Source organism: Bradyrhizobium murdochi, assembly GCF_000472965.1.
In the GTDB taxonomy this organism is placed as follows: Bacteria; Pseudomonadota; Alphaproteobacteria; order Rhizobiales; family Xanthobacteraceae; genus Bradyrhizobium; species Bradyrhizobium murdochi.
Genome location: NZ_AXAU01000010.1, coordinates 113,059 through 130,360, shown reverse-complemented (window position 1 = coordinate 130,360; position 17,302 = coordinate 113,059). Strand labels below are relative to the sequence as shown.

Below are 17,302 nucleotides of genomic sequence, written 5' to 3'. Positions count from 1 at the left end.
CTATCGGTAGCCGGACGAAATCGGACCGGCGTGAACCGCAGCGCTGTCCGGCATCCGGGCCGAGGTCGCGGCAGACATCTGCAGCACGACGAACAGGCCATGCAGCGCCGTGGTGACGTAACCGACCAGCAGCATGTCGGACACAATGAAGAGCTGCCAGAATATCAGATTGGCGGTCCCCAGCAGAACATGAATGGCTGCAGCCGCGAGGTGCCAGCCGCGCGCTGGCTGAGCGCGCCACATCAGGATGCCCAGGATGAAGGCCAGGCCGTGCGCCTCGATAAAGCCAAGTCCGGCATAGGGCGCCTCGGCCACAACACGCGCGACCGGCCCAAGGCCGAAGAAGATTCCGCGCACGTCGCTTGCAAAGCCGCCCGCGGACGCTGCGAGGAGAAACGTTGCATTGGCGCTCAGGATGATGTGTCGGATGGCGATAGTCATTGGAGACCTCCATTGTGACGGTGCGTATGAAGATGAAGACCTGAGGTGAATCGGCAGGGAGGACACCGGTTTTCTGTCAATCTGCACGGCGCGGGTCACAGCAGCACCACGCCTTGAATCAGATAGACGGTGGACACCGCGCCGATCACGTAGCGCGACCAGGTCCGGAATCGTGTCTCGCTGATCGCCTCGATCACGAACCGCGAAAGGTATCCTCCGGTGATCGCAAGCGGAATCGCAACGATGACGGCGATCGGCGACAGGGTCTCATCGCCGGCAAGCAGGTGGCCGAAATAGGCGGCCTTCAGGAAGTGCCCGATCACTTGCGCGGCGGCCTTGGTGGCGATCAGTTGCCGGCTGTTGAGCTGCGAGCGCACGAAGAACACGTCGAGGATGGGACCGGAAACCCCGGCCAGGAGCTGCAGCACGGTGCACAGGGCTCCGCAGCCGTGACCATGGCTGGGCTTTCCAATGTCGGGCGCGAGCCGGCCGGGAAGCAGAAGTCCCAGGAAGGGGCTCACGCCAACGATAATTAGGGCTATCGCCTTGCTCGCCTCAATGGCCATGGCGCCGACCGCGGCTGCTGCGACGACGGCGCCGGCGGCATAATGGGCAACGATCCGCCAATCGATATGCGCGCGCCATTGCCAGGCCCGCCAGCCATTCGAGGCAACCTGCACCAGGCCGTGCAAAATCATGGCCGGCGCAAGAGGCATGAAAATCAGCAAAATTCCCATCAATATCATGCCGCCGGCCATCCCGAAGATGCCGGAGATGAAGGAGGTCGATACGATGGCGGCGGCGAAACCCGCCGCGAGCGGGAGGCTGAGCATGGGCGTCGTCCGGTTGAATTCGATGCCGTTTGATGCGCGTTTGACAGGGGCTTCGCAAACGCGTTTAGTTCAGCCATAGACCAAGGAAAAGTTAGTCTAAGAATTGGCTCCCCATGCGCCGTCTGCCTTCGCTGAATGGTTTGCGTGCCTTCGAGGCCGCGGCGCGCCATGGAAGCTTCGTGGGTGCGAGCCAGGAACTGAATGTCACCCAAGCGGCGGTGAGCCGCATGGTGCGGTTGCTCGAGGCCCGGCTCGGTCTCGCGCTGTTCGAGCGGCTTCCCAACGGCCTTGCGCTCACCGCGCAAGCAAAGGCGCTGCAGCCGAGCCTCACTGCGGCGTTCGATTCGATCGCTGCCAGCGTCGAGCAGGTTGCAGCGATGCGGACCACACCGGTCTTGACGATCGGCGTCGGACCTTCCTTCGCGGTACGCTGGATGATTCCGCGCCTTGCGAGCTTTTACGGCGCGCATCCCGAAATCGAGGTGCGGCTCGCGACCGGTGGCGCGATCAATCCCTTCAAGGACGACTGGACCTGCGGAATCCTGCTCGGCAATGGCGATTGGCCGGGGCTGGCGGCCGAGCCGTTGTTTTCGGCTGACCTCTTTCCCGTATGCACCGCCGCGACGGCACGGCGGCTTGGCAAGCCGTCGGATCTGGCCAACGAGAACTTGCTGCAGGTCGTGCATTCGCCGGAAGACTGGCCGTTATGGCTGGCCGCAGCGGGTGTCAAACTGCGCCGCAAAGCGCTCGGCCCAAGCTTTGCCAATTACGGAATGGCCTTGCAGGCTGCGCTCGATGGCGTCGGGGTTGCCATCGGCTTGCGACCGTATGTGGAAGACGACCTCGCGATGAGGCGCCTGGTTGCGCCATTTGCGATTTCTGTTCCCAAGGGACGCGCTTGGTACTTGGTGTATCGTCCGTTCCGCGAAACCGATCCGGGTCTGATCGCCTTTCGCGACTGGTTGCGAAGAAGCTTCCGGGCGTCGTCTTAACCGGCTGATTTGCCTGCGATATTCCGCCGCATCCATAAGCCGCCGCATTACAAAAGTTTAATCCCCAAGCCAGCGCGCGGTAAGGCGGCAGGCCCCATCTTCCGACGTGACAGGTGCCAACCCCCGCACCGTAGAAGTGAAGAATTCTCGCTCTGGAGATTTTACAGACATGACCGAACGTCCCGTCGATCTATCCTCGCTTCCGTCGCACGGCGCACCCCGCCGTTCGCTGTTCTCCGCCCGCAAATTCGCGCTGATGGCCTCCGTTGTCGCCGGTGTTGGCGCCGCCGTGTATGGCTTCTCACCGCAACAGGGCCCGGCTGATATCTTTGCCGGCGCGGCGCACGCGCAGGTCAACACCGAAGTCCGCAAGGTCGAGCGGCCGATCGGTTTCGCCGACATTGTCGAGCGCGTGAAGCCGTCGGTGATTTCGGTGAAGATCAACATCGCCGACAAGAGTTCCAAGGACGACAGCGCCAACAAGGACGATGACTCGCCGTTCCCGCCGGGCTCGCCGATGGAGCGCTTCTTCCGCCGCTTCGGTGGTCCGGATGGCTTGCCGCCCGGCCTGCGTGGCGGACCGCGTGCCCCCCGTGGCCCGGTAACGGGTCAGGGCTCTGGCTTCTTCATCTCGCCTGACGGCTACGCCGTGACCAACAACCACGTGGTCGACGGCGCCGACAAGGTTGAAATCACGATGGAGGACGGCAAGACCTACACCGCGAAGGTGATCGGCACTGATCAGCGCACTGATCTGGCGCTGATCAAGGTCGAGGGCCGCACGGATTTCCCGTTCGCCAAGCTTTCGGATTCCAAGCCGCGGATCGGCGACTGGGTGCTCGCGGTCGGTAACCCGTTCGGCCTCGGCGGCACTGTGACCGCCGGCATCGTCTCGGCCTCCGGCCGCGACATCGGCAACGGTCCGTACGACGATTTCATCCAGATCGATGCGCCCGTGAACAAGGGTAACTCCGGCGGTCCGGCGTTCGACACCAACGGCGAAGTGATGGGCGTCAACACCGCGATCTACTCGCCGTCCGGCGGCAGCGTTGGCATCGCGTTCTCGATCCCTGCCTCGACGGTGAAGTCGGTAGTCGCCCAGCTCAAGGACAAGGGCTCGGTCAGCCGCGGGTGGATCGGCGTCCAGATCCAGCCGGTGACCTCCGAAATCGCCGACAGTCTCGGCATGAAGAAGGCCCAAGGCGCGCTGGTGGCGGAACCGCAGCAGAATGGTCCGGCGGCCAAGGCCGGCATCCAGTCCGGTGACGTTATCACCGCCGTCAATGGCGAACCGGTCAAGGATGCCAGGGAACTCGCCCGCACCATCGGCGGTCTCGCACCCGGTACCGCGGTCAAGCTCAACGTGCTGCAAAAGGGCCAGGACAAGGTCGTCAACCTCACGCTCGGCCAGTTGCCGAACACGATCGAGACCAAGGCCGACATCGGCAAGGAAGACAAGGGCAGCGGGACCAAGGGAACCGACGTTCCGAAGCTCGGCCTGACGGTGGCGCCCGCTAACAGCGTGGCCGGCGCCGGCAGGGAAGGCGTCGTGGTTACCGAGGTGGACCCGAAGAGTGCGGCGGCCGAGCGCGGCTTTAAGGAAGGCGACGTCATTCTTGAGGTCGCCGGCAAGACCGTCGGCAGCCCGAGCGAAGTCCGTGAGGCAATCGACGCCGCGCGGACCGAGAACAAGAACAGCGTTCTCATGCGCGTGAAGAGCGGCGGTTCGTCGCGCTTCGTCGCGGTGCCGCTAGCGAAGGGCTAAACGAGGACTAGATACCAGATGGAGGGTCACGCCGGCATTCGTCGCCCCCGCCGACGTCTCCTTCCGGGGAGCGGGTGCAAAACTCGCTCCCTCTGGCAACCTTCCTTCGGAATACGCCCCCCTCCGTCGGAAGGGCCTAAGGGCGGTGAGGTCCCCCAGCCTCATCGCCCGCTCTTTTCACTTGATTGCGATACCGCGCGGTCGCCTTGCATGTGCAGGGCGGCCGCGCCATGGTGAGAGGAACCAAATCCTGTGAGCGCCCCCGCAGCAATCCCTACACCCGTCACTCAGATGCGCCTGTTGATCATAGAAGACGACCGCGAGTCCGCCGACTATCTGGTCAAGGCGTTCCGTGAAGTCGGCTATGTCGCCGATCTCGCCAGCGATGGCGAAGAGGGACTATCGATGGCCGAGAGCGGCGATTACGACGTGCTGGTGGTCGACCGCATGTTGCCCAAGCGCGACGGACTGTCGGTGATCGGGAGCTTGCGCGATAAGGGCATTCGCACGCCGGTTCTGATCCTCTCCGCGCTCGGCCAGGTCGACGACCGCATCAAGGGCCTGCGCGCCGGCGGCGACGACTATCTGCCAAAGCCCTATTCATTCGCCGAATTGCAGGCCCGCGTCGAAGTGCTGTCGCGCCGCAATGTCGGCCCGGCCGAGGAGACCACCTACCGCGTCGGCGATCTCGAGCTCGACCGTCTTTCCCATCGTGTCGCCCGCGGCAAGGACGAACTGACGCTGCAGCCGCGCGAGTTTCGCCTGCTCGAATATCTGATGAAACATGCCGGCCAGGTGGTGACCCGCACCATGCTTCTGGAAAACGTCTGGGATTATCATTTCGATCCGCAGACCAATGTCATCGACGTGCATATTTCGCGGCTGCGCTCCAAGATCGACAAGGGCTTTGATCGGCCCTTGCTGCACACGATCCGCGGCGCCGGATACATGATCCGTGACGGCCTTCGGTAAACTGATCCGCACCACGGCGTTCCGGCTGACGCTGGTCTATCTGTTTCTGTTCGCGCTATTTGCCGCGTCGCTGCTGGGTTATTTCGCCTGGAATACGCGGCGGATGATCAACGAGCAGATCACCACGATCGTCAATGCCGAGATCGCCGAGATCCAGACCATCTACACGCGCCGCGGCCTGCGCGGCCTTTTCAACACGCTCGGCTACCGCGCGCTGCGGCCTGGCGCCAATCTCTATCTTGTCACCACGCCTGAGGGGAAAGCGTTCGGCGGCAATGTCGAATCGCTGTCCCCGGGCGTGATGGCCTCCACAGGCTGGTCGGAGACGATGTATCGCAGGCTCGACGAGCAGGATACCACCAATCATCGCGCGCTGGTGCGTGTCACCGAACTTGACAACGGATTCAGGCTGCTGGTCGGCCGCGATCTTGAGGAACGGCGGCGGCTGTTCGGCATCGTCGCCAAGGCCGCGCAATGGTCGCTGCTGGTCGTCATCGTGCTTGGCATCGGCGGCGGCATCTTCGTGGCGCGGCGGGTGCTGCAACGGATCGACGCCATGACCGGCACCACAAGGCGCATCATGGCGGGCGACCTCTCGGAGCGGCTGCCAATCGGGCGCTCCGGCGACGAGCTCGACCGTCTCGCGGAAAACCTCAACGCCATGCTGGAGCGCATCGAGACCCTGATGATGGGGCTGAAGGAAGTCTCCGACAATATCGCCCATGACCTCAAGACGCCGCTAACGCGCTTGCGCAACCGTGCCGAGGAGGCGTTGGCGAGTTCGGGCAGCGAGGCCGAATACCGCGCGGCGCTGGAGCGAACCATCGAGGAATCCGACGGGCTGATCCGCACCTTCAACGCGCTGTTGATGATCGCGCGCGCCGAGTCCGGGCAGGCGCGCGGCAACATGGATGATTTTGACGCGGCCGACGTCGCCAAGGGCATCCACGAATTGTATGAGCCGCTGGCCGAAGACGACGGCATGACGCTCCGCGTCAAAACCGCGACCGCGCGGCTGCATGGCAACCGCGAACTGATCAGCCAGGCGCTTGCCAATCTGGTCGAGAACGCCATCAAATACGGCAAGCCCTCGCCGGTGGTTAAGCCGCTGGACCCTGCCGCCGCGGCGCGCACCCGGGAGATCCTGATCGAGGCGCGGCGCGAAGGCGACCACGTGCTGCTCAGCGTCACCGATCATGGACCCGGCATTCCCGAAGGCGATCGCAAGCACGCGGTCGAGCGATTCGTGCGGCTTGAGGCCAGCCGCACACTGCCGGGTTCCGGCCTCGGGCTCAGCCTGGCGTCCGCGGTGGCGACCTTGCATGGCGGCGAACTCAGGCTCGGCGATTCCCGTCCCGGCCTGACCGCGACGCTGGTTGTCCCGGCGCTATCTGCCACGGGCAACAGGCTTGCGGCTCAAACGCAGGATGTGCCACAGAAGGTGGCATGAATTCCTCCGCCTTGGCCGCGCGGTTCGTCAGCGGGCCGTATATCGCAGCCAGCAGTAACGCCGAACAACGCCTGGGAGACTGGCTCGCCGAACTGGAGCCGGAGCAATCGGCTGAGATCATGGCGTGGCTGGATCGCCCGCTTGCCAGGACCATCCTGCTTGGCATCGCCGAGTTCTCGCCATACCTGTTCGACCTGATCCGGGCTGACCCAGCGCGGCTGCTGCGCTTGCTGGCATGCGACCCGGAATCACATCTCTCCTCGCTGATCGAGAAAGGCACGCGCGACGTACTCGCTGCCGCGGGCGAGGCCGACGTGATGCATCTGCTTCGCCGCATGAAGTCGGAGGCCGCGTTGTTGATCGCGCTGTGCGATATCGGCGGGGTCTGGCCGGTGATGCGGGTGACGGCGGCGCTGACCGATCTTGCAACCGTGTCCGTGCAGACGGCGCTGCGCTTTCTGCTACGTCAGGAGGTCGCGCGCGGCCGCATGACGGCGCTCAATCATGACCGGCCGGAGGAGGACTGCGGATTGATCGTGCTCGCGATGGGCAAGATGGGCGCGGGCGAATTGAACTACTCCAGCGACATCGACCTGATCGTGTTTTTCGATCCCGCCCGCACCTCGCTGGTCGCAGACATCGAGCCTGCGCCGTTCTTCGTGCGGGTGACGCAGGCGCTCGCCCGCCTGCTGCAGCAACGCTCCGGCGAAGGTTACGTGTTCCGCGTCGATCTGCGCCTGCGCCCCGATCCGGCCTCGACGCAGGTGGCGATTTCGACCGAGGCGGCGCTGCACTATTACGAGCGGGAAGGGCGGACCTGGGAACGCGCCGCGATGATCAAGGCGCGCGTTTGCGCCGGCGACGCCAAAGCGGGCGAGGCGCTGATCGCGGAACTGTCGCCGTTCGTCTGGCGCAAGCATCTGGATTTTGCTGCGCTCGCCGACGTCCACGACATGAAGCGGCAGATGCAGACCTATCGCGGCCAGAGCGAGATCGCGGTCGAAGGTCATAACGTCAAGGTCGGCCGTGGCGGCATCCGCGAGATCGAGTTCTTCGCACAGACGCAGCAGCTCATTGCCGGCGGCCGCCATCCGGAACTGCGGGTGCGCCCCACGCTGCATGCGCTGCAGGTGCTGGCGACTAGCAACTGGATCAGCTTTCAGGCCCACGACGAGTTGACCGCGGCCTATGAGTTTCTGCGCCGCGTCGAGCACCGACTGCAAATGATCGCGGACGAGCAGACCCATGCGCTGCCCGAAGATGCCGAAGCCGTAGAGCGTTTTGCGAACTTCTTCGGTTATGAGAGCCGGGCGGCCTTTGCGAAGGACTTGCTCGGCCATCTCAACGTCGTGCAGGGACATTACGGCAAGCTGTTCGAGGGCGATCCAACCGGCACGGTGAAGCTGCCGCAGCTCAATTATGCCGGCGGACCTGAGGATGCGCGTCTGCTCGATCACCTGACGATGCTCGGCTTCAAGAAGCCGGTCGCGGTGGCTGGCACCCTGCAGCAGTGGATGCAGGGCAACTATCGCGCGCTCCGCAACGAGGCGACCAAGGCTGCCTTCATCGAATTCGTGCCCGGCCTGATCCACGGTCTCGCGCATGCCGAAGACCCCGACGACGCCGCGACCACGTTCGATCGCTTTCTCGGCGCATTGCAGCGCGGCGGCCGGCTGATTTCACTGTTGAACCAGAACCGCGATCTGGTCGCGCTGGTGGCCTTGATCCTCGGCGCCGCGCCGCGGCTCGGCGACATGCTGGCGCGTCAGCCGCAGATCATGGACGGCTTGATCGATCCCCGTTTCTTCGGCGCGATGCCGGACCGGAAGGAATTGTCGGCGCGGCTGGCGGCGACGCTGAAAGACGCGGACTCTTACGAGGACTTCCTCGACCGCCTGCGGCTGTTCGGGCAGGAGAGCCTGTTTTTGATCGGAACGCGGATCCTGTCCGGCACGGTTTCCGCCCAGCACGCTGGCGTCGCCTTTGCCGACGTCGCCGAGGGCATTGTGCATACCGTGCACGGCCTGGTGAGAGACCAGTTCGCGACCCAGTACGGCCGCATCAAGGGACAGGAGACCGCGATCCTCGCGATGGGCCGGCTCGGCAGCCGCGAGATGACGGCTTCTTCCGATCTCGACCTGATCCTGTTGTATGATTTCGATGCGGACAATCCCGATTCCGACGGCGAACGATCGCTGCACGGCGCGCAATATTTTACGCGGCTGACCCAGCGGCTGATCTCGGCGTTCACGACGCGGACCAATTACGGCGTACTCTATGAAGTCGATATGCGGCTGCGGCCGTCGGGCCGCGCCGGGCCGCTGGCGTCGCGGATCGATTCCTTTTCCGATTATCAGGAACGCGAAGCCTGGACCTGGGAGCACATGGCGCTGACGCGGGCGCGCGTGATCTCGGCTTCACCGGCGTTTCGGAAGGAGATCGAGGACGCGATCCGCAGCGTGCTGACGCGGCCGCGCGATGCGACCTCTACCGCCGGCGACGTCGCGGACATGCGCCGGGCGATTGCGCTGGAGAAGGGCGAGGACGAAATCTGGGACCTCAAGCAGGCTGCCGGCGGCCTGGTCGACATCGATTTCATCGCGCAGTATTTGCAACTCGTTCACGCCTCGGAAAAGCCCGAGATCCTCAGCGTCTCCACGCTGCAGGTGCTCGACAATGCCGCACGCCTCGGCGTGCTGCCGCCATCCGACGCCGAGATTTTGCGTTCGGCGGCGCGGCTCTATCACGATCTGACGCAGATCCTGAGGCTTTGCGTCGCCGGCAAATTCAAGCCGGAGACGTCGGGAGAGGACCTCTTGCGCGTGATGGCGCGCGCCGGCGACACGCCTGACTTCTCCACGCTGGAAGCGCGGGTACGTGAAACCCAGGCCGAGGTGAGGCGGGTTTTTCGGGCCATGGTGGGCGGGGACTAGAGCATGATCCGGAAAAGTGCCAAGCGGTTTTCCGAAAAGATCATGCTCAAACAAAGAGATGAGATCATGATGAGATTCTACGAAATCGCATCATGATAATAGGCATTGGCCCACCGATGGCGCGAAGGGCGCGTCAATCAAACCGCGCGGTTGCGGTCTTGCCGTCGGGCGCCGTGAACTGAACCGCTCCCTTGAGATGGGCCGGCAAGGCCGTAGCCGACGTTCCGCTTAGCACGTTTTTCTCCGAAGGAGCGAGTGTTATGCGCTCTGCCTTTTCTCCCAAATTGAAGATGGCGACGCCCTTGAAGCCTTTCGGGTCAATTGGTTTGTCGTCTTCACCTGTCAGGAAGATCTCAATCGTCTTATCCTTCACGACGAGTTCCGCATGGTAAGCGCCGGCATCGCCAACACGTCCTCCATGTGAACCTTTCGGCTCGTGTGCGTACGCCGGTATTCCGGCCAGCAGGATGGCGCTAAGCGTGAGGTATCTGAGTTTCATGGGCGATCTCCTTTCAAGACGTGAGCAATCAATAGGAATGTGAAGCGGCGTGATCCTGGAGAGACTCGTCGGACTGACGTTGCACTAGCCGCATCAGCGGCTTTCTGCCGAACATGAGAAATAGCACCGGCGTAATCAGCGCATCGAGCAAGGTCGCGCTGATAAGCCCGCCGAAGATCGTCACTGCGACGGGATGCAAGATTTCCTTGCCCGGCTCGTCCGCAGCGATAAGCAGTGGCAGCAGCGCAAGCCCCGCAGACAGCGCGGTCATCAGCACGGGCGTCATGCGCTCGAGGCTTCCGCGGACTACAAGCTCCGGCCCGAACGGCATCCGTTCGTGCAAGGCAAGATTGATGTAGTGGCTTATCTTCAGAATCCCGTTGCGTGTGGCGATTCCCGTCAGTGTGATGAATCCGACCATGCTGGCGACAGATAGCGGCTGGTCGGTCAGCGCCAGCGCCGCGACCGAACCGACCAGCGCCAGCGGGACGCCACCCATGATGATCAAGGCCAGCACGGTGGAGCGATAGCGGCTGTAGAGAATCGCAAAGATCAGCGCGAGAGAAATGGCTGAAAGAATGCCGATTCTGCGGCTGGCTTCCTCTTGGGCCTGGAATGTGCCTTCGAGGCTTGCAGTGACGCCCTGCGGCAGGTTCGTCGCCTGCAGCTCTGCGCGAATGCGGCGCACGATCTCCGCCATGTCGGTTTTGCCGTCGGAGTTCGCAAGCACGACGATGCGTCTGCGGCCGTTTTCTCGCAGGATTTGGTTCGGCCCATCCGTTTCTTTCACATCCGCGATCTGACGTGCCGGTATCCAGCCGGAGGGGGTCTTGATCAGGAGCTCGCCGAGCTTCTCGGTCGTGCGCAGCCGCTCGGGCAGCCGCATAACCACGTCGTAGCGCTTGTAGCCGTCGACCACGCGCGAGATGACGCGTCCGCTCGACAGCCGCGATAGTTGGTCCGTAACGGCGCCGGGCTGGACGCCGTACAAGGCAGCCCGCGTATAATCGACGCGGACTTCGAGCTGCGGAATACGCACCTGCTTTTCGACCTGGAGGTCCTGGATCCCGTCAATCTTCGCAAGCCGCACGCGGAGTTCTTCCGCGCTGTTGCGCAAGGTGTCGAGGTCGTCGCCGAACAGTTTGAGGGCAAGTTCGGCACGAACGCCCGAGAGCAGGTGATCGAGCCGGTGCGAGATTGGCTGCCCGACATTGATCGAGAGCGGCAGCACCGAAAGCCGGGAACGGATATCCGCGATGATCTCGGATTTTAGCCGCCGCGAGGACTTGAGATCGACGTCAAGTTCCGAGGAGTGAACGCCTTCCGCGTGCTCGTCCAGCTCGGCGCGTCCTGTCCGCCGCCCAACACTGATTACTTCCGGCACATCGAGCAGCAGGCGTTCCGCGATCGATCCAACCCGGCTGGATTCCGTAAGCGAAACTCCCGGGGCGAACGCAAGGTTGATCGTGAAAGTACCCTCGTTGAAAGCCGGCAGGAACGCGCGCTTCAAGGCGAATGCGCCCGCGCCGGCGCCCAACACGGCGAGCGCCGTCAGGCTAAGCAGCAATCCTTTGCGGGCGAAAGCGAACCGGAGCGCCGCATGGTTGGCGGACTTGAGCTTGCGAACAAGCCAGCTCTCCCGTTCCGCAAGCCGCTTCATCCCGGGCAGCAGGTAGTATGCCAACACGGGCGTCAGCGTGATCGAAACCAGCAGGCTTGCGAGGATCGAGATGATGTAGGCGTGGCCCAGCGGTGCGAACAGTCGTCCCTCGATGCCCGAGAGCGCAAACAGCGGCACGAACACAAGGACGATGATCATCGTGGCATAGACAATTCCCGATCGTACTTCATTGGATGCCGAAACCACCACGTCGAAAACTGAACGGGGATTACCTTGCTCCCTGTTCTCGCGGAGCCGGCGGAAGATGTTCTCGACATCGACGACGGCGTCGTCGACCAGTTCGCCGGTGGCGATAGCAAGTCCTCCCAGGGTCATCGTATTGATCGAGAGACCGAGCAGCGTGAAAATGATGGCTGTGGTCAGGATCGAGACCGGGATCGCCGTAAGCGAGATTGCCGTGGTGCGCCAGTTGAGGAGAAACGCGAACAGGATGGCCGCTACGACGAGCGCTGCTTCGATCAATACCCGTTCGAGGTTCTGGATCGAATTTTCGATGAAGTCAGCCTGCCTGAAGATGATTTCGTTGGCTTTCACGCCGGACGGCAGGCTGGGCTCCAGCTCGGCGAGCGCCTGCGTGATCTGTTGCGTCAGCCGCACTGTATCGACATTGGGCTGCTTCTCGACCGAGACGATCACAGCGGGCCTGCTCATATAACCTGCATCGCCGCGTTTGACCTTAGGCGCGAATTCGACGTTCGCCACCTGCCGCAGCAGGATAGGGCGTCCCTCGATGGTAGTAACGACGATGTTGCGCAGGTCTTCCAGGCTCGTGGTGCGCCCGATATTTCGGATCAGATATTCGCGGGCGTTCTGATCGGTGAATCCACCGCCGGTATTGGTGCCGAACTGCCTCAGCGCCAGCTCGACTTGCTCATAGCTCACACCGAGTGCGCGCAACGCAGAAGGCAGCGGCGCAATCCGGTACTGGCGGACCTCGCCGCCGATCGGGATCACCTGCGCGACGCCGGGTATGGCGAGCAACCGCGGCCTGATCGTGAAATCGGCGATCTCGCGCACCTCCATCGGGGAGGCAGTCTTCGAAGTCACCGCGACCAGCAGAATTTGACCCATAATCGAACTGATGGGCCCGATCTGCGAGGTGACGTTCAACGGCAGTTGGCTCTGTACTTGCGCGAGACGTTCCGCGACCAGTTGACGGTTGCGGTAGATATCGGTGCCCCAGTCGAACTCCACGTAGACGATCGAAAGGCCGATGCCCGAAACCGACCGCACGCGGCTGACGCCCGGTACGCCGTTCATCTGGGTTTCGATCGGGAAGCTGACGAGCTGCTCGACTTCCGGCGGGGCGTAGCCTTCCGATTCCGTCATGATCGTGACGGTCGGACGATTGAGGTCGGGGAATACGTCGACGGGCAACTGGCGCGCGGTATAGGCGCCGAGCACAACGAGGATGCCCGCGATCGCAAGAATGAGGAGGCGGTTGCGGAGGGAGGCGCTGACCAGGAATGTGAACATGAACGTGTTCCTTCAGCGAACGTGATCGAGAAGGTCTGCGCCTTGCGACACCACCCGCTTGCCCGGGGAGAAACCGGACACGATCAGCACCCGGTCGCCGTCGAGGGGCTCCGTGCGCACGCTCCTTGCCACGAACCGCTCAGGCGCGACGTGCTCGTACACGAAATCCTGGCCATTAGACCCGCGCACGACACTGCTGCGCGGCACCGCAAGACCTTCTTTTGTTTCGTCGGTGGCGGCCAGCACGGTCAGGAACTGGCCGGCCCTGAGCCCTGCCGTGTCGCCCGTTACGGCAAAATGCACCGGAACCGACTGACTGCGGTCGGCGAAGCCGGTACCGCGATAGATGAGGTCGTAATTTCTGCCCGTATAGGTCGACGCCCGTGCACCCTGCGATGGTTCGACGGTCTCGAAGCTGAGCGCTTCGACCCAAAGCCGCGCGGGATCGATGATGTTGAAGACCACGGAGCTTGGCTGGACGATTTGGCCGGCCACAGCGCTGCCTTCAGCGATGACGCCCGCGACCGGGGCAATCAGCGGTTCGGGTTCGCGGCGCGATTTTTCAATCGATGCGCGCCGCTCGCGCAGCCCTTCCAACTCCAACCGCGTGTCCTCGAGTTGGGTCCGGGAAATGGCGCCCGACGGCGCAAGTTGTTCGTAACGCGCGAACCTGCGTTCCACGATCGAGATTTGCTGATCGAGCTCGCCCTGGCGCTGCCGCATGTCGGAAATATCGATCGCCTGAATCGGCGGCGTGACATAGCCCAGGATATCGCCCTGTTTGACCCGTGTGCCCAGCCGAGGAAAACCCTCCGGCGGCGCGGAAAGCCGGCCGCCCACGGCTGATTGCACATACCCGCTGGCATTGGGATCGGGAATGATCCTGCCTGGAAGTTCGGTTACCTTCCTGTGCTTCGCCTGTTCGGCGACCAGCGTCCGCAGCGCAAATATTCGCTGCACTGTCTTGGGCACGAACACCGTCCCATCCGGCAGGCGCTGGGCGCGTTCTCCTGAAACGGCGCTGATCGCGACTTGCGCCTTGTCTTCCTCATGGCCGTGGCCTTCATGCGCTTTCGTCTCGCGGACCCCGGTCAGCGCAGCAAGGATGGCGATGGTGGCCGCCGCTGGTCGCCCACGGAGCGCCACGGCCGTTAGCAGCGCGCCCGCCACCAGGCCGCCCAGAGCGAGAAGGATCGAAGTCTGGCCAATGCGTTCGCCATGAGTAGCTTGACCTGGCAAGGCACTTTGCGCCGTCTCACGCGCAGTCTGGATCGTCATCGGCAAGATATCGGCGGCGCCTCCCGCTGTAACCGTGAAAATGAGTTCGGTACGTCCGTTCTTTGCCAGCCACGGCGCCGGCAGCCGGTATGTGCCGTCGGTATTCTCGGTGGCCTTTACGGAGCCGTCTGGAGTTTCAACCTCAAGCACTGCGCCGGTCACGGGCTCGTTCGTAGCGAACCGGTCAAGATGAATCTCAAGATGGTCGCCCCGTGCGACGGCAACGATCTCGAAAGCGTTGGAATCGGCCTCGCCACGTGGCAACGCGCCTGCCGAGACGGCAGGTTGCTCGCCATGGTCATGACCCTCATGGGCGGAAGCAGGAGCGATCGCAGCGCACAGAGCTGCGACTGCCGCGAGAGCACGCAGGGCGCGCCCGAAATAGGAAAGCATACCAAGAATCCTTCAGTCTGAATGACCGTCAGCCATCGGCCGTAACGCGGGCCGCGCGAAATTCACTGATTGTTTGCGTTCAGATGAAGTATTTGGGAGGGCGCCTGAGGGAATCAGGCGCGCGGTCTGGCCCTATCGGGGACGGGACAAATGCGACACGTGTTGCCGACCGGGGCAGGGAGACGAGTTGCACAAAGCTCGGCAACCCGGCCGCACAGCAAGCGGCGCATGTCAAGGTGCAGCAGGCGCCGACGCAATTCCGGTCAGAAGAGGCGGGTGTCTCGGTTTGTCCCTGCTGAGCCTGTTGCAACGCTACTTGCGTCACCGCCCGTTCGGATGGATTAAAAGCGGCATGATCAGGGGCGCCGTAGATATCAGCGGCAGCATGGTGCGCATGGCCGACATGGGCTTGGGCAACAGAGGGCGCGATTGAAAGCACGATCAGGACGATCGCGGCTCGCAATGCGCATATAACTAGCTGCTTCAGCATAATCCAATTATAGCACACTTGGGCAGCGCATTGGAACTCCTGGGGCCACTATGAATTGTCGCGGGAATAGGAGGCCGGGATGCATACCGAGATCAACATTTTCGACAAACCCATCGAGCGCATCAGGAAAGCCTGCGAGCTGATGGGCCTTGGCGCCGATTTCGACCGCAGGCTGCCGGAGCTCGAAACCTACCTTGAAAGGCTGGTGGCCGAAGGCGAAACCAGCGAGGAACGGCTGACCGTGAGCGGTCTGACCTTCGTCAAGCAGACACACGACGGATCTGCGTGAAGCCCTGGCAAGGCGGCGTCAGGAAATTTCGTCTGGAAGCCTCCAGGCGGGATCCGGCGCGCAACACTCTTCCCTGATTTCCTTCACGTGATAGCGGGTCAACAGAACCGCCCCGCCTGCTTTGTCGGGAACGGGAAGATCGGAAATCAGGGAAGCGTCGAGGGCTTGCTTCCAGACCTCTGCCTCGGTCGGCAGGCCAGGACCGATCTGCCTGTCGTCGGCGAACAGCGCGTAGGGCACAAGCCTCTCCCAATCAAAACCCCGCCAGCTATCTGAGATAACTGACGGGGCTTTTGAGCTGATAATTCCGGTGGATTTCTCCTTCCTGAACTACCTGCTCACCCCTGTAACGCCGGACGATGGATGTCGTTCCCAATTTTTTCGGTTGCGAGTGAAAGAAATGGCGCGGCCCCGCCCGATTTGAACGCTTTCGGAAGTCCGCCTCAATCGCGTGGAACTATTGCCGCTTTTTCCTGCTTGAGAGCGGCATCTTCAACCCCCGGAGCGGAATGGCCCATGCGTAAACTACTATTTGGAATCGCACTCACACTACCGATCGCCTTCATGTCCCCGGCAACGGCGATGCCCCGTGGCTACCCACTGATCCACGACTCTCTGGTCAAGGGAGATCTGATCGAAGTAAAGGGCGGGCACGGCCGCGGGCATGGTTGGGGCCGCGGGCACGGCTTTCGCCCGCATGGTTGGAGCCGCGGCCGGAAGGTCGGTTGGCGCGGCCGTGGCTGCCCGCCCGGTCACTGGAAGAAGGGCTGGTGCTGAAACTGGAAGGCCCAGCGGCGGGACGCTGGGCCTTCTTCAGAGTCCCTCGGATAGCGTTTTGAAGTATTGGCGCCTTCACGCCCGTGCTATTTGTGGCATGGGCGACCGCCCATACGGCCAAATTTCGTGGGATTTTCTCGGTGATCGACAAGCTTGAACTTCTGCTGGCGCTGGCAAAGGAGCGGCATTTTGGGCGGGCGGCGGAAGCCTGCGGCGTCACCCAGCCGACCATGTCGACCAGCCTCAAGCAGCTCGAGGAAATTCTCGGCGTCATGCTGGTGCAGCGCGGCTCCCGCTTTCAGGGTTTTACGCCGGAGGGCGAGCGCACGCTCGACTGGGCGCGGCGCATCGTCGGCGACGCCCGCGCGATGCGGCAGGAGATCAACAGCCTCAAGGACAAGCTCTCCGGCGAAATCAGGATCGCCGCGATCCCGACCGTGCTCGGCATGGTGGCGCAGCTTACGACCCCGTACCGCGCGCGATACCCGGACGTGCGCTTTCGCATCCAGTCCTGCACGTCGGCCGACGTGCTGGGTCTTCTCGAAAATCTCGAGGTCGATGCCGGGCTGACCTATATCGAGAACGAGCCGATCGGCAAGGTTCGCACTATTCCGCTTTACAACGAAAGCTATCGCCTGCTGACGGCGCCCGACGCCATGTTCGGCGATCGCAAGCAGGTCACCTGGAAGGAGGTCGGCCAGGTGCCGCTGTGCCTGCTCACGCCGGACATGCAGAACCGCCGCATCATCGATCGCGCGCTGGCATCCGTCGGGGCCGAGGCCACGCCGACGCTGACCTCGAACTCGCTCTTGGTGCTCTACACCCATGTTAAGACTGGGCGCTGGGCGAGCGTGATGCCGGCCAAGCTTGCGGAGACGCTGGGGCTGGCCGATTCCGTCCGCAGCATTCCGATCGTCGATCCCGTCGTCGACTACAGCATCGGCATGGTGATCCCGCAGCGCGATCCGATGACGCCCTTGATTGCGGCGCTGGTGCAGGTCGCCCGCGAGGTGGCGCCGACGCTGACGTAAGG

The 17,302-nt window shown here is 63.0% G+C and carries 14 protein-coding genes; 8 read left to right on the top strand and 6 right to left on the bottom strand.

Features of this window, described 5'->3' with window-relative positions; translation table 11 throughout:
• Together YUO_RS41190 and YUO_RS0120055 are read right to left on the bottom strand one after the other, a co-directional pair.
• Nucleotides 1–441 carry a hypothetical protein gene (locus tag YUO_RS41190; RefSeq protein ID WP_063830307.1) on the bottom strand — a complete coding sequence of 147 codons (441 nt, stop codon included), beginning with the start codon at nt 439–441 and terminating at the stop codon, nt 1–3.
• 95 nt (nt 442–536) lie between these two features.
• A complete protein-coding gene (locus YUO_RS0120055) occupies nt 537–1,274 on the bottom strand; it encodes a TSUP family transporter (protein ID WP_028348887.1) in 738 nt (245 codons plus the stop codon).
• 113 nt (nt 1,275–1,387) lie between these two features.
• Between YUO_RS0120055 and YUO_RS41185 the strand changes: the two genes are divergently transcribed.
• The 5 genes from YUO_RS41185 (at nt 1,388) to YUO_RS0120030 (ending at nt 9,386) form a co-directional block, all read left to right on the top strand.
• Nucleotides 1,388–2,266: a LysR substrate-binding domain-containing protein gene (locus YUO_RS41185; RefSeq protein WP_035727118.1), complete on the top strand. Its 879-nt coding sequence runs from the start codon at nt 1,388–1,390 to the stop codon at nt 2,264–2,266.
• A gap of 169 nt (nt 2,267–2,435) precedes the next feature.
• On the top strand, nt 2,436–4,031 hold the full coding sequence (locus tag YUO_RS0120045; RefSeq protein WP_028348886.1) for a Do family serine endopeptidase: 1,596 nt from the start codon (nt 2,436–2,438) through the stop codon (nt 4,029–4,031).
• Between the two features lie 291 nt (nt 4,032–4,322).
• A complete protein-coding gene (locus YUO_RS0120040) occupies nt 4,323–5,003 on the top strand; it encodes a response regulator transcription factor (protein WP_028348885.1) in 681 nt (226 codons plus the stop codon).
• Complete coding sequence (locus tag YUO_RS0120035) at nt 4,987–6,453, top strand: ATP-binding protein (RefSeq protein WP_028348884.1); 1,467 nt, start codon at nt 4,987–4,989, stop codon at nt 6,451–6,453. Before YUO_RS0120040 ends, YUO_RS0120035 begins: the two co-directional genes overlap by 17 nt.
• Complete coding sequence (locus tag YUO_RS0120030) at nt 6,450–9,386, top strand: bifunctional [glutamine synthetase] adenylyltransferase/[glutamine synthetase]-adenylyl-L-tyrosine phosphorylase (protein ID WP_028348883.1); 2,937 nt, start codon at nt 6,450–6,452, stop codon at nt 9,384–9,386. Before YUO_RS0120035 ends, YUO_RS0120030 begins: the two co-directional genes overlap by 4 nt.
• Nucleotides 9,387–9,519: 133 nt before the next feature.
• Here YUO_RS0120030 and YUO_RS0120020 read toward each other — a convergent pair whose 3' ends face one another.
• From YUO_RS0120020 to YUO_RS0120010, 3 genes are read right to left on the bottom strand one after another with little or no spacing between them, the layout of a single operon-like run.
• The gene (locus YUO_RS0120020; protein ID WP_028348882.1) at nt 9,520–9,885 is read right to left on the bottom strand and encodes a hypothetical protein; all 366 of its coding nucleotides are present in this window, start codon (nt 9,883–9,885) and stop codon (nt 9,520–9,522) included.
• A gap of 28 nt (nt 9,886–9,913) precedes the next feature.
• A complete protein-coding gene (locus YUO_RS0120015) occupies nt 9,914–13,042 on the bottom strand; it encodes an efflux RND transporter permease subunit (protein WP_028348881.1) in 3,129 nt (1,042 codons plus the stop codon).
• A gap of 12 nt (nt 13,043–13,054) precedes the next feature.
• Nucleotides 13,055–14,713: an HlyD family efflux transporter periplasmic adaptor subunit gene (locus YUO_RS0120010; protein ID WP_028348880.1), complete on the bottom strand. Its 1,659-nt coding sequence runs from the start codon at nt 14,711–14,713 to the stop codon at nt 13,055–13,057.
• A 569-nt stretch (nt 14,714–15,282) separates the two neighbouring features.
• On the opposite strand from YUO_RS0120010, the gene YUO_RS0120000 reads away from it, so the two are divergent.
• A complete protein-coding gene (locus YUO_RS0120000) occupies nt 15,283–15,492 on the top strand; it encodes a hypothetical protein (RefSeq protein ID WP_028348879.1) in 210 nt (69 codons plus the stop codon).
• 18 nt (nt 15,493–15,510) lie between these two features.
• Here the strand turns inward: YUO_RS0120000 and YUO_RS0119995 are convergent, their stop codons facing one another.
• A complete protein-coding gene (locus YUO_RS0119995; RefSeq protein WP_028348878.1) occupies nt 15,511–15,732 on the bottom strand; it encodes a hypothetical protein in 222 nt (73 codons plus the stop codon).
• Nucleotides 15,733–16,008: 276 nt separating this feature from the next.
• On the opposite strand from YUO_RS0119995, the gene YUO_RS46350 reads away from it, so the two are divergent.
• Together YUO_RS46350 and YUO_RS0119990 are read left to right on the top strand one after the other, a co-directional pair.
• Nucleotides 16,009–16,269: a hypothetical protein gene (locus YUO_RS46350; RefSeq protein ID WP_156908695.1), complete on the top strand. Its 261-nt coding sequence runs from the start codon at nt 16,009–16,011 to the stop codon at nt 16,267–16,269.
• Nucleotides 16,270–16,409: 140 nt separating this feature from the next.
• Entirely contained in the window at nt 16,410–17,300 is an 891-nt protein-coding gene (locus YUO_RS0119990; protein WP_028348877.1) for a LysR family transcriptional regulator, read from the top strand.
• The last annotated feature ends 2 nt before the right edge of the window (nt 17,301–17,302 follow it).